Source organism: Bradyrhizobium macuxiense (assembly GCF_001542415.1).
GTDB lineage: Bacteria > Pseudomonadota > Alphaproteobacteria > Rhizobiales > Xanthobacteraceae > Bradyrhizobium > Bradyrhizobium macuxiense.
In genome coordinates, this window is sequence record NZ_LNCU01000003.1 from 1 (window position 1) to 12,558 (window position 12,558).

12 protein-coding genes are annotated in these 12,558 nt (G+C 64.5%); 7 read left to right on the top strand and 5 right to left on the bottom strand.

What is annotated here, in order from left to right; all coding sequences use genetic code 11:
• Positions 1–742: transposase (locus AS156_RS00130; protein WP_201455975.1), on the bottom strand; the 742-nt coding region annotated here is incomplete at its 3' end.
• A gap of 883 nt (positions 743–1,625) precedes the next feature.
• Between AS156_RS00130 and rnd the strand changes: the two genes are divergently transcribed.
• A complete protein-coding gene (gene rnd / locus AS156_RS00135; protein ID WP_066498374.1) occupies positions 1,626–2,774 on the top strand; it encodes a ribonuclease D in 1,149 nt (382 codons plus the stop codon).
• Between the two features lie 368 nt (positions 2,775–3,142).
• Positions 3,143–3,346: a cold-shock protein gene (locus AS156_RS00140; protein WP_066498380.1), complete on the top strand. Its 204-nt coding sequence runs from the start codon at positions 3,143–3,145 to the stop codon at positions 3,344–3,346.
• A gap of 76 nt (positions 3,347–3,422) precedes the next feature.
• Here AS156_RS00140 and purN read toward each other — a convergent pair whose 3' ends face one another.
• The gene (purN, locus tag AS156_RS00145) at positions 3,423–4,073 is read right to left on the bottom strand and encodes a phosphoribosylglycinamide formyltransferase (protein ID WP_066498382.1); all 651 of its coding nucleotides are present in this window, start codon (positions 4,071–4,073) and stop codon (positions 3,423–3,425) included.
• The gene (purM, locus tag AS156_RS00150) at positions 4,070–5,143 is read right to left on the bottom strand and encodes a phosphoribosylformylglycinamidine cyclo-ligase (RefSeq protein ID WP_066498387.1); all 1,074 of its coding nucleotides are present in this window, start codon (positions 5,141–5,143) and stop codon (positions 4,070–4,072) included. The genes purN and purM overlap by 4 nt, the downstream gene beginning before the upstream one ends.
• A 159-nt stretch (positions 5,144–5,302) precedes the next feature.
• On the opposite strand from purM, the gene AS156_RS00155 reads away from it, so the two are divergent.
• The 4 genes from AS156_RS00155 to ppx all read left to right on the top strand — a co-directional run bounded on the left by AS156_RS00155 (position 5,303) and on the right by ppx (position 10,398).
• The gene (locus AS156_RS00155; protein ID WP_066498393.1) at positions 5,303–5,845 is read left to right on the top strand and encodes a CDP-alcohol phosphatidyltransferase family protein; all 543 of its coding nucleotides are present in this window, start codon (positions 5,303–5,305) and stop codon (positions 5,843–5,845) included.
• Between the two features lie 18 nt (positions 5,846–5,863).
• Positions 5,864–6,541 carry a P-loop NTPase family protein gene (locus tag AS156_RS00160; protein WP_066498397.1) on the top strand — a complete coding sequence of 226 codons (678 nt, stop codon included), beginning with the start codon at positions 5,864–5,866 and terminating at the stop codon, positions 6,539–6,541.
• A gap of 134 nt (positions 6,542–6,675) precedes the next feature.
• A complete protein-coding gene (locus AS156_RS00165; protein ID WP_066498398.1) occupies positions 6,676–8,883 on the top strand; it encodes an RNA degradosome polyphosphate kinase in 2,208 nt (735 codons plus the stop codon).
• A 12-nt stretch (positions 8,884–8,895) separates the two neighbouring features.
• The gene (ppx, locus tag AS156_RS00170) at positions 8,896–10,398 is read left to right on the top strand and encodes an exopolyphosphatase (RefSeq protein WP_066498404.1); all 1,503 of its coding nucleotides are present in this window, start codon (positions 8,896–8,898) and stop codon (positions 10,396–10,398) included.
• Between the two features lie 10 nt (positions 10,399–10,408).
• On the opposite strand, the gene AS156_RS00175 is transcribed toward ppx, so the two are convergent.
• Together AS156_RS00175 and ndk are read right to left on the bottom strand one after the other, a co-directional pair.
• Positions 10,409–11,248, bottom strand: a complete 840-nt coding sequence (locus AS156_RS00175; protein WP_066498410.1) for a TerC family protein — start codon at positions 11,246–11,248, stop codon at positions 10,409–10,411.
• A 115-nt stretch (positions 11,249–11,363) separates the two neighbouring features.
• Positions 11,364–11,786: a nucleoside-diphosphate kinase gene (gene ndk / locus AS156_RS00180; RefSeq protein ID WP_066498412.1), complete on the bottom strand. Its 423-nt coding sequence runs from the start codon at positions 11,784–11,786 to the stop codon at positions 11,364–11,366.
• Positions 11,787–12,139: 353 nt separating this feature from the next.
• Here ndk and AS156_RS00185 point away from each other — a divergent pair, with 353 nt between their 5' ends.
• Positions 12,140–12,424, top strand: a complete 285-nt coding sequence (locus tag AS156_RS00185; RefSeq protein WP_066498579.1) for a sulfur globule protein precursor — start codon at positions 12,140–12,142, stop codon at positions 12,422–12,424.
• Positions 12,425–12,558 lie beyond the last annotated feature (134 nt).

Below are 12,558 nucleotides of genomic sequence, written 5' to 3' on the forward strand. Positions count from 1 at the left end.
GCCGCAGATCACGACGGACGAGATCGTCGAGCACGGCCCGCCAGGCTGCGGTGCTCTCGCCGCCCATACTCTTGATCGACAGCAGTATCTTCTGGCCATCCGCGCGAACCCCGATCACGACAAGCAGCGAGATCGCGGTCGCCTTGCGGTCGAGCCGAACCCGAACCACGGTGCCGTCGAGGATCAGCCGCACGATCGGCTCCTCAGCCAACGAGCGGGCATTCCAGGCGTCCCAGTCGCTCTTCACCTTGCGCCAGACCCGGCTCACCGTGTCCTTGCCGACGCTGCCCGCGAACAGCGCGCCCAGCGCCCGACGGACACGGCGCGTGTTGGTGCCGGACAGGTAAACATTGGCGATTAATGCATCGGCCGCCAACGTACGCCGCTGGTAGGCCCGCAGCCGATGGCTCTTCCACTCCCTCGTCGTGCCATCGGGGCTATCCAGCCGGGCACGCGGTACCGCGATCTCGACGGGACCGAAGCTGCCGGTCAGCGACCGCGTTCGGCTGCCGTGTCGGTGGCCTGTGACGGCGGTGGAGGCTTCCTCCTGGTCAGCCTTCCTGTGTTCGTAGCGCGGTCGCGCAAGCAGCGTGTCCAGTTCGTCCCGGATCAATTCCTCGATGAACTCTCGTACCCGTTCCCGTACCGCTCCTTCGATCGGATCAAACCAATCATCGAAAAGCTGGGGAGCCGTCTCGCCGCCGTCCTGCGGCACATCCGTCTTCGTGATATCGCTGATCATGGCGTGGTCTCCGATCCGGCGTTCCAACGCCGGCTGATTCGAGGTTTGATCACCCCGGAGACTACGCCACCCTCAATTCCAACCAACTTCCGGACGGGACCCGGCGCAAGCCCCTCGCGCAAAAATATTTCTGTTTATCAGAAACGCAGTTCGATGTATGAATGACCCGTCTCACCCGATTGAGGGGCGCGTCGCGATCGTCACGAGTGTTGCGGTGAGATGCGGTGGACGCCGATTGCGCAACTGACGAGTGCGCATGAGGCGGACGGCGAAATCGTGCAGGCCTGACGCCCTAGCTGTGGCAGGTGTCCGTTGCAAGACGCAATTTGAGTCTTGCAACAGCGGTGACAAGCAAGCCCAGTCTCACCGGGGAGAGTACGTATAAGCCGTAAACCATCGCGCAGGGAAAGCCGGGATTGCTCCGGTTACACCTGTGGTCCTACCCCTGTGCTTTTTTCATTGCACAGGGCCCATGGGTGCGATCGGCACCCGGCTTTCCCTGCGCCCTCTGCTTTCGGAGCGGCGAAGATGCAACAAGCCTCGGACGCATCGCGCCGCGAGAACGTTGATGAATGCCTCACCGGCCGTGCCAGCACACGCGATGTCGTCCTGGCGAACGCCAGGACGACATCTGAAGTGTCCCGCCTACAACGATGCGGTCCCCCCCCGTGCGCAATTGCGCACCAGGCCGGAACGACTTCCGAAAATTGGGGTGCCAGCGCACTCCCATTGGCCTACCCAGGTCGGAAACACCCTTGAATCGCACCAGATCAAGCTCAAAATCGCGCGTTCTTCGCCCCGCGCAGGGCCAGAACCCCAGCAAGACCCTTGACATAGCTGCCCTTTCGGCAGAACGCGTGGTGTCAAGCGTCATGGACACTTCATGGATCTGATTACCACCACCTCCGAACTTGCGGCCGTCTGCGACCGCCTCGCCAAACACAAGGTCATCACCGTCGATACCGAGTTCCTGCGAGAGACGACCTATTACCCGCTGCTCTGCGTCGTGCAGATGGCGAGCGCGGAGGAAGCTGTCGTGATCGACGCGCTGGCGCCGGGCATCGATCTCAAGCCGTTCTTCGATCTGATGTCGAACGAAGCGGTGCTGAAAGTATTTCACGCCGCGCGGCAGGACATCGAGATCGTCTGGCACCTCTCCGGCACCATTCCGCATCCGATCTTCGATACCCAGGTTGCCGCCATGGTGCTCGGCTACGGTGACAGCATCGCCTACGACCAGCTGGTCGATCGCGTCACCGGCCACCGCCCCGACAAGACCCACCGCTTCACCGACTGGTCGCGCCGTCCGCTGACCAGCGAGCAGGTCACCTACGCGGTCTCCGATGTCACCCATCTGCGCGAAGTCTTCGCGGTGCTCGATGCCGATCTGAAGAAGCGCGGCCGCAGCGACTGGGTCAGCGAGGAGATGGAGATCCTGACCTCGCCGAAGACCTACGATTTCCACCCCGAGCGCGCCTGGGAGCGGCTCAAGACCCGCGTGCGCAAGCCGCGGGAACTGGCTGTTCTGATCGAGGTCGCGGCCTGGCGCGAGCAGGAAGCGCAGAGCCGCGACGTGCCGCGCTCGCGTGTGCTCAAGGACGATGCGGTCGGCGATATCGCAACGCACGCGCCGACCTCGATCGAGAAGCTCGCCAATCTGCGCTCGCTGCCGAAGGGTTTTGAGCGCTCGAAATGGGGCGCCGATATCATTGCTGCCGTGCAGCGCGGACTGGCGCGCGACCAGGCCTCGCTGCCCAAGCTGGAAAAACCTCGCAACAACGCCAACGGCGCCGCCACCGTCGAGCTGTTGAAAGTGCTGCTGCGCATGACGTCGGAACGCCACGGGGTCGCGAGCAAGGTGATCGCAACCGTCGACGATCTCGAGCAGATCGCGGCCAGCGATCAGGCCGAGGTCGGCGCCCTGCACGGCTGGCGCCGCGAATTGTTCGGCGAAGCGGCGCTGAAGCTGAAGCACGGCCAGGTCGCGCTCGCGATCGACAAGGGCCGCGTGGTGCGGGTCGACCGGGGGTAAGGGTGCGCCCGGAAGGCCCTGCTGCGCCGGGCGCGGCAACGCCTCCACCTGTCGGCCAGTGGCCGAACGCACCGCGTTGTTGTCTGGGCAGACACAGGCCGCAGTTGCGTCATGCGAAACTGCCCCGGCGCTGGGAATGCTTGCTAACGCACAATTTTCGTGTTGCAATCCCCTAGCAATCGGATCGCGGCCGTTCGACTGTGCGTTTCGCGACGTTGAGATCCAAGGCTTCGAGAGACAAGACTGCGCACTTGAAGATTCCGGACTTGAAGACTCGGCAATTGAACAGACACCGGGAAGCCCGTTTGTGGCGTGGCACGTGCAAAACACGGCCGCGTCTTTTTTGTATCTAGACTGGGAGAGAGGCGATGCCGAAGGGTACCGTCAAGTGGTTCAACCCGACCAAGGGTTACGGGTTCATCAAGCCGGCCGTCGGAGACAAGGACGTGTTCGTCCACATCTCGGCAGTCGAGCGTGCGGGGCTCTCAACGCTCAACGAAAATCAGACCGTCGAGTACGATCTGGTGGAGAACCGCGGCAAGTCGTCAGCGGAAAATCTCAAGGTCAACTGAACGCCGGCGCAAGCCGTCCTGACGCCTCCCCCGGCCGCATCACCCCGGGGGATTTCTTTATCTGCGCAAGCGCGTCTCAATTTCCCGGCGCGATCAGCGTGCCACCAGACGCGGCGCTTCCCAGCGTCTTGCAGCGATCGCCGTCGAGCTCCAGCCGGCCGCTCGCCAGCAGTCGCAGCGCCTCGGGATAGATGCGATGCTCGATCGTGATGACGCGCGCAGCGAGCGTCTCGGGCGTATCGTCATCGGCCACGGTGACCGCACCCTGCATCACGATCGGACCTGCGTCGGTCTCCGGAATCACGAAATGCACCGTCGCCCCGGAGAGTTTCACGCCCGCGCGCAACGCCTGGCCGTGGGGATCAAGACCGGGGAAGCATGGCAGCAGCGACGGGTGGATGTTGAGCATCCGGCCGTACCAGCGCCGCGCGAAATCGGCGGTGAACAGCCGCATGAAGCCGCCGAGGCAGATCAGCTCGACCTGCTTGTCGTCGAGCGCCTGCTGCAGCACCGCCTCGAAGCCGGCGCGATCCTTGCCGAACGGCTTGCTTGGAATGACGACAGTCGCAATGCCGCTCGCGGCCGCCCGTTCCAGCCCCGGCGCATCGGCGCGATTGGAAATCACGACCGCGATCTCGGCCGGGAAGTCCGGCGCCTTGGCGGCGTCGATCAGCGCGGCCATGTTGGAGCCGCGGCCGGAGATCAGGATGGCGACGCGACGCTTCATTGCGAGAGATTGAGATGACCGTTGTAGATCACGCGGTGCTCGCCCTTGGCCTCGATCACCTCGCCGAGCACGGCCACGGTCTCGCCGCTGTCGGTGAAGACCTCGGTCACCCGATCGACCGCGTCAGCCTTGACGATCGCGATCATGCCGATGCCGCAGTTGAAGGTGCGCAGCAGCTCGAGTTCGGCGATGCCGCCCTGCTCCGCCAGCCATTTGAACACCGGCAGCACCGGCAGCCGCGCCAGATTGATGCCCACACCGAGATGCTTGGGCAGCACGCGCGGGATGTTGTCGGTGAAGCCGCCGCCGGTGATATGGGCGAGGCCCTTCACCGCATCGGTCTCGCGGATCGCCCGCAGGCAGGATTTCACGTAGAGCCGCGTCGGCGTCAGCAGCGCCGCGCCGAGCGTCATCACCGGCGAGAACGGCGCCGGCGCATCGTAGGCGAGACCGGATTGCTCGACGATCTTGCGCACCAGCGAATAGCCGTTGGAGTGCACGCCCGAGGAGGCCAGCCCGATCACCGCATCACCGGCGGCGATATCGGCTGTCGGCAGCAGAGTGCCGCGCTCGGCCGCGCCGACGGCAAAGCCGCCGAGGTCGTAGTCGCCGTCCTTGTAGAGGCCGGGCATCTCGGCGGTCTCGCCCCCGATCAGCGCGCAGCCGGATTCCCGGCAGCCCTCGGCGATCCCGGCGACGATGGCGGCCGTGGCCTCGGGGCGAAGCTTGCCGCAGGCGAAATAGTCGAGGAAGAACAGCGGTTCCGCGCCCTGCACGACGAGGTCGTTGACCGACATCGCCACCAGGTCGATGCCGATCCCGTCGTGGATGCCGGTGTCGATCGCGATCTTGAGCTTGGTGCCGACGCCGTCGGTCGCCGCCACCAGCACTGGATCCTTGAAGCCGGCGGCCTTGAGATCGAACAAGCCGCCGAAGCCGCCGATCTCGGCGTCCGCGCCGGCGCGTGCGGTCGCCCGCACCATCGGCTTGATCAGATCGACCAGACGATTGCCGGCATCGATGTCGACGCCCGAATCCGCGTAAGTGAGCCCGTTTTTGCGCTCGGTCATGCCCAATTCCAGATGATTAGGGGCTGGTTACGAGGAATTCCGCCCCCGCGCAATGGCTCGCGGCAATGCTGCCGCGATACTATGTAGATAACACGCGTCCGCTGCTGCCAAGAACCGGATAATGAGTAAAATCAGGCTTCTAGCCGGGAAGCGACCAAGTTGAGTATTCCGAACATCATCACCCTCGCCCGCATCATCCTGGTGCCGGTGATCGTCTGGGCCATCGTCTCCAGCCAGATGGAGATCGCCTTTGCGATCTTCGTGATCGCCGGCGTCTCGGACGCGGTCGACGGCTTTCTCGCCAAACGCTTCAACATGACGAGCGAGCTCGGCGCCCTGCTCGATCCGCTCGCCGACAAGGCGCTTCTGGTGTCGATCTATGTCGCGCTGGGGATCTGGGGCGCGATGCCGCGCTGGCTCGTGATCCTCGTCGTGTCGCGCGACATCATGATCGTGTCCGCCGTGATTGTGTCATGGTTGTTCGACAAGCCGGTTGAGATGAAGCCGCTGATGGTGTCGAAGCTCAATACGGTGGCGCAGGTCGCGTTCGCGGCGCTGGTGCTCGCCTCGCTCGGCTTCGGCTTCGAGCCGCATCCCTACGACCTGATCCTGATGGGATTGGTCACGATCTTTACTTTGGGTTCGGTGTCCCTCTATCTCGTGGAGTGGGTGCGACACATGAGCACGATCGAAGCCCGATAGCCTGGTTTGGAGATTTGTGTGACAGGTGGCGTTCAACCTCGTCAATTGGCCCTGGCGTTGCCGCACGAGGAGAGGCTGACGCGTGACGACTTCCTCGAGGGGCCGGCCAACGAGGCGGCGCTGGCGCTGATCGACAGCTGGCCCGACTGGCCGAACCGCATCATGCTGCTGGTCGGGCCGGAAGGCTCCGGCAAGAGCCACCTCGCCGCGATCTGGGCCGAGCATGCCGGCGCGCGCTCGACCTCGGCGCATGCGCTGACCGCGGATGCGGTGCCCGGCGCACTGGCGACCGGCGCGCTGGTCGTCGAGGATCTGAGGCCGTCGGATTTCGACGAGCGGGCGATGTTCCACCTGATGAATCTCGCGCGCCAGGACGACGCCTTCGTGCTGATCACGGCGCGCGTTCCGCCGTTGGCCTTCGAGATCGAATTGCGTGACCTGCGTTCACGGCTGCGCGCGGCGCCGACCGTGACGCTGCTGCCACCGGACGATCAGCTGTTCCGCGGCCTGATCGTGAAGTTCTGCACCGACCGCCAGATGAGCATCGACGAACCGCTCGTGACCTACCTGACCAGCCGGATCGAGCGCTCCTATGCCGCCGTCCGGCAGGCGGTCGAGCTGTTGGATACCGAGGCCCTGCGACTGGGCCGGCCGGTCACCCGGGCGCTGGCCGCGGAGTTGTTGCGTGATGCTTGAACGGCACCCACCCGCTTGACGGCGAAGGCGGCGGGAACATCAATGTCATCGAAACGTCATCGCAATATCACATGGTTTGTGCGGCTCTCGGCTAGACCGCCTCTGGCCCCCGCCCCGGATTGGATCGACACTTTATGGACTCCACGCAAGCCATTGAAATAAAAGACAAAGAGACGGACGTAGCCGCGGTCCCCGCGATCGCGACCAGCCCGGAGCGATTCATCAATCGCGAACTCTCCTGGCTGCATTTCAATCGCCGGGTGCTAGAGGAGTCGGTCAACCCCGGCCATCCTGTGCTTGAGCGCGTCCGGTTTCTGTCGATTTCGGCGAATAACCTCGACGAGTTCTTCATGGTCCGCGTCGCCGGCATCAAGGCGCAGGTCCGCGAAGGCATCCCGGAGCGCAGTCCCGACGGTCTCACCCCGTCAGAGCAACTCGTCCTGATCAACAAGACCGTGTCGCAGCTGGCCTCCGATCAGCAGGCGATCTGGAGCGACCTCCGCAACATCCTGTCCGACGTCGGCATCCAGCTCGTCGACGGGCGCGACGTCACCAAGTCAGAGCGCGCGTGGATCGAGGATCATTTCCTCCACAACATCTTCCCGCTGCTGACGCCGCTGGCGATCGACCCGGCGCATCCGTTCCCGTTCATCCCGAATCTCGGCTTCACCGTGGCCCTGCAGCTATCGCGGATCGCCGACGGCAAGCCGATGAACGCGTTGATCCGCATGCCTGGCAAGATCGACCGTTTCATCCGCTTGCCCGCCGGCAAGGAAGGCGGTCCTGCGCGCCTGATCACCCTGGAACAGGCCACAGGCCTGTTCATCGGCCGACTGTTCCCCGGCTACACCGTCAAGGGCCAGGGCGCGTTTCGGATCATCCGCGACTCCGAACTCGAAATCGAGGAAGAGGCCGAAGACCTCGTCCGCCTGTTCGAGACCGCGCTCAAGCGCCGCCGGCGCGGATCGGTGATCCGCCTCGAGATCGAAGCCAAGATGCCGGAGGAGCTGCGCAGCTTTGTGCAGCACGCATTGTCGGCCGCCGACGACGAGGTGTTCATGGTCGACGGCGTGCTTGCGATGAACGAACTCTCGCAGCTCACGCGCCTCGATCGCCCCGACCTCGAATTCACGCCTTACGTCCCGCGCCATCCCGAGCGCGTGCGCGACCATGGCGGCGACATCTTCGCTGCCATCAGGCAGAAGGACCTCGTGGTCCATCACCCCTATGAATCCTTCGACGTCGTCGTGCAGTTCCTGCAGCAGGCTGCGCGCGACCCTGATGTCGTCGCGATCAAGCAGACGCTCTATCGCACATCGAACAACTCGCCGATCGTGCGCGCGCTCGCGGAAGCCGCCGAAGCCGGCAAGTCGGTGACGGCGCTGATCGAACTGAAGGCGCGCTTCGACGAGGAAGCCAACATCCGCTGGGCGCGCGACCTTGAGCGCGCCGGCGTGCAGGTGGTGTACGGCTTCATCGAACTGAAGACGCACGCCAAGCTCTCGATGGTGGTACGCCGCGAAGCCGGCAGCCTCACGACCTATGTGCACACCGGCACCGGCAACTATCATCCGGTCACCGCGCGCATCTACACCGACCTCTCCTACTTCACCTCGGACCCGATCATCGGCCGCGACGTCGCGCGCGTGTTCAACTACATCACGGGCTACGCCGAGCCGAGCGACATCGAAAAGATGGCGGTGTCGCCGCTGACGCTGCGCAATCGCATCATCGAGCATATCCACGGCGAGATCACTCACGTCCAGCACGGACGGCCCGGTGCGATCTGGATGAAGATGAACGCGCTGGTCGACCCTGACATCATCGACGCACTGTACGAAGCCTCGCAGGCCGGCGTCTCGATCGAGCTCGTCGTGCGCGGCATCTGCTGTCTGCGGCCCGGTCTGCCCGGATTGTCGGAGAACATCCGCGTCAAATCGGTGATCGGCCGGTTCCTGGAACACGGCCGAATCTACTGCTTCGGCATGGGGCAAGGCCTGCCGAGCACAAAAGCTGCTGTGTATATCTCGTCCGCCGACATGATGCCGCGCAACCTCGATCGTCGCGTCGAAGTTCTCTGTCCGCTGCAAAATCCGACGGTGCATCAGCAGGTTCTCGAACAGATCATGGTTGCGAACCTGAAGGACAACGAGCAGAGCTGGCAATTGTTGCCGGATGGATCGTCAACGCGTATGAAAGCCGCGAAAGGCGAAGAGCCTTTCAACCTGCACAACTACTTCATGACAAATCCGAGTCTGTCCGGCCGTGGTAAGTCTCTCAAGGAATCTTCGCCGCGCCGGCTCACGCGTCGTAACGAACGTCAGCAGCCATCGTCGTCATAAGGGGGCTTCACGGTGAAGCGGCCGCGGAAGCGCGCTTCCAGCGTCGCTGTCATCGATATCGGTTCGAACTCGGTTCGTCTCGTAGTCTACGAGGCGATGGCGCGTAGCCTCGTCACCATCTTCAACGAGAAGGCGCTGTGCGGACTCGGCCGCGAGGTTCAGACCACCGGCCTGCTCGCGACCGATGCGGTCAATAAGGCGCTCACGGCGCTTCGCCGCTTTCGCGCGCTGTGCAGGATCCAGCAGGTCAGCCGCGTCTACGCGATCGCGACCGCGGCCTGCCGCGACGCCAAGAACGGTCCTGACTTCATCGCCAAGGCCGAACGCATCTGCGGCGCGAAGATCGAAATTCTTTCCGGACCGCGCGAAGCAAAATTGTCGGCGCTCGGCGTCGTCTCCGGCGTGCACAATCCGAACGGCATCGTCGGCGATCTCGGCGGCGGCTCGCTCGAACTGATCGACGTCAAGGGCAATCGCGTGCGCAGCGGCGTGACGCTGCCGCTCGGCAGCCTCGCGCTGCAGGATCTCTCGCACAAATCGCTCAAGCGCGCCGAGCGCATCGTCAAGAACGAGCTGCTCGGCGTTGCGCAACTCAAGGCCGGCCGTGGCCGCACCTTCTACGCGGTCGGCGGCACCTGGCGTGCGCTGGCGCGCATCCACATCATCCAGAGCGGCTATCCGCTCAAGGTGATGCACGGCTATTCGATCCCGGCGGCCGACGCGCTCGATTTCGCACAGCGGCTGCGGCGGCTCGCGGCCACCAACATGCTCGCCAATATCGAAGCCGTCGCCGACGCACGCCGGCCGCTGCTGACCTATGCCGCGCTCGTGCTCGAATACATCATCCGCGTGGCGCAGCCGAAGACCATCGTGTTCTCCACCTTCGGCGTGCGCGAGGGCCTGTTGTACGAGATGCTGCCGCCGGCCGAGCGCGCCAAGGACGGCCTCGCCTGCGCCGCGCAAGACCTCAACGAACTGCTGTCACGTTCGGCCCGCCACGCCCAGGAACTGACCGCCTGGACCGACCGGCTGGTGCGCGTGGTAAAGCTCCGCGAGAACGAGGAGGACCGCCGGCTGCGCCACGTCGCCTGCCTGCTCTCCGACATCGGCTGGCGCGTACACCCCGATCATCGCGGCGAGGAAACCCTCAGCCTGATCATGAACGGCAATTTCGGCTCGATCACGCATCAAGGACGCGCCTTCATCGCGCTCTCGGTGTTCTATCGCTATGCCGGCCTGAGCGAGGAAAACGAACCGCCGGAGCAGATCCGCGAACTGGTGACGCCCGCGATGGACGAGCGCGCCCGCGTGCTCGGCGCGGCGTTCCGCGTCGCGCATCTGATCACGGCGGCCCGTACCGGCGTGCTGCCGGCAACGCATTTCCGCACCCAGGGCCGCAAGTTGATGCTGGTGTTCGAGCACAGGATGGTAGATCTGGTCGCTGATCGCGTCGGCAGCCGCTTCAGGCAGTTGGCGCGATTGGTCGGACGATCCGGTTCGATCGTGCGCCGTTAAACGACGCTGCTCAGGCCGCCTCTGCGGAACGCTTCACCTTCCGCAGCGAGCGGCCGCGCCAGATCGATCCCGCGATCAACACCACGATGATGCCGAGCACGGCGAGCAGTATCTCGCCGCCGCTGCCGCCATGGGTGAATTGCGGCGCCATCCCGATCGAGGCCAGCCACGAATCGAGCCTGGCGCCGAGCGGTCCGGCAAACAGCGTATCCAACCTCGGATGCACGGCCGGATCGGTCGCGATGACGTCGCCCGCGATCCAGCCGAGCAGTGCTGCACCGGCCCAGATCAAAATCGGCAGCTTGTTGAGCAGCGCCATGATCAGCGCTGCGCCGGCAACGATCAGAGGAACGCTGATCGCAAGCCCCAGCACCAGGAGCGGCACGCTGCCGTTGGCGGCAGCCGCCACCGCGATCACGTTGTCGAGGCTCATCACGATGTCAGCGACGACGACGATCTGCACAGCAGCCCACAGATGCGAGGCCGCATCGACGCTGTCCTCGTCCTCCTGCTCCGGCACCAGGAGCTTGGCCGCGATCACGATCAGCGCGAGCCCGCCGACGAGCTTCAGATAGGGCAGCCCCATCAGGCTGGCGACGATGCCGGTGAAGATGACGCGCAACAGCACCGCCGCAGCGGCGCCGAGGATCATGCCCCACAGGCGCTGACGCGGCGCCAGGCCGCGGCAGGCGAGCGCGATGACGAGCGCGTTGTCGCCCGACAGCAGGACGTTGATCCAGATAATCTTGCCGACCGCGACCCAGAAGGTCGCCGTCGCCATCTCGTTCTTGAACTCGGTGAAGAACGCACCAATTTGCGCGGGATCAAAGATCTGCCACAGCCAGTCCACAGCGCGTCCTTTTCGGCCTCGCGGCCGCCCCTTGCGGCGATCGCTCGCCGCTCCCCGAGTCTAATCGGGCACGGCCTCTTCCGCGGACCGATGCCCTACTTCATCCGGATCGGCGTTAGCCGACGATTTCGTTGCCGGAGAAGAACTGTGTGATCTCGACCACCGCGGTCTCCGGCGCGTCCGAGCCGTGCACCGAATTCTCGCCGATCGACTTCGCGTAGAGCTTGCGGATCGTACCTTCGGCGGCCTTCGACGGATCGGTCGCGCCCATCACATCGCGATATTTAAGGATGGCGCCCTCGCCTTCCAACACCTGGACCACCACCGGACCCGAGGTCATGAAGTCGACCAGCTCGCCGAAGAACGGGCGCGCCTTGTGGACAGCGTAGAAAGTCTCGGCCTGGCCGCGGGTCATGCGGATGCGCTTCTGCGCCACGATCCGCAGGCCTGCCTTCTCGATCACCGCGTTGACCGCACCAGTCAGGTTGCGCTCGGTGGCATCGGGCTTGATAATCGAAAAGGTGCGTTCAATCGCCATGATTTCGTCCTTGCAAAGGGTGGCTGGGAGTTGCCGGGGCTTATATCGGCGGGATGCAGTGACGGCAAGCGACCCTGTGACGCGTTAGCCATTAGTTTTGACTCGTTCTCGTGAGGAAAACCGTCATGCCAGGGGCTCGTCAGCCGGCCCCTAACCCTGACAAGTTACGACGATTTCACGAACGTGAACCCAATCTGTCACGGTCGTGCGGCTGCCATTCAGCTCCGCCCGCCTAGGCTCTCCTCCGATCGGACGCCTTGCCTTGCCGGCCCATCCGCAAGCCTCACAGGACGTCTCGGGAAACGATGTCACCGCGGGCGCCTTATGCGCGCCCAAACCTCGAGGAGACGATCATGTTACGCAAACTCTCGCTTGCTGCAGTTGCCGCGCTTTCGCTGGGCGCGGCCGCGCTGGCCCCGACCTCCGCCTCTGCCTGGGGTGGTGGTTGGCACGGCGGCTGGCACGGGGGATGGCATGGCGGCTGGCACCGCGGTTGGTGGGGTCCCCGCGTCGTCGTCGGCGGTCCTGCCTATTATGGCGGCTATTACGGGTACGGCTACGGCGGCGGCTGCTATGTCCGACGCGTGGTGCCGACCCCGTGGGGCCCCCGCTGGCGCCTGGTCAACCGCTGCTATTGACCTGACCTATTACCTCCCCTGACTTGCAAGGCTCCGGCACCTGCCGGGGCCTTTTTCTTGCCCGGCCGGAACCCCTCGCCGTGCGCCCCTCTACCTCAGGATGAGTGCGCAACGGTTCGGACGGCCGGAAACCA

Bases quoted from the DNA above. Each gene is read 5' to 3' on its own strand.
- rnd (WP_066498374.1), top strand. From the start codon at position 1,626: ATGGATCTGATTACCACCACCTCCGAACTTGCGGCCGTCTGCGACCGC.
- AS156_RS00140 (WP_066498380.1), top strand. From the start codon at position 3,143: ATGCCGAAGGGTACCGTCAAGTGGTTCAACCCGACCAAGGGTTACGGG.
- purN (WP_066498382.1), bottom strand. From the start codon at position 4,073: ATGAAGCGTCGCGTCGCCATCCTGATCTCCGGCCGCGGCTCCAACATG.
- purM (WP_066498387.1), bottom strand. From the start codon at position 5,143: ATGACCGAGCGCAAAAACGGGCTCACTTACGCGGATTCGGGCGTCGAC.
- AS156_RS00165 (WP_066498398.1), top strand. From the start codon at position 6,676: ATGGACTCCACGCAAGCCATTGAAATAAAAGACAAAGAGACGGACGTA.
- ndk (WP_066498412.1), bottom strand. From the start codon at position 11,786: ATGGCGATTGAACGCACCTTTTCGATTATCAAGCCCGATGCCACCGAG.
- AS156_RS00185 (WP_066498579.1), top strand. From the start codon at position 12,140: ATGTTACGCAAACTCTCGCTTGCTGCAGTTGCCGCGCTTTCGCTGGGC.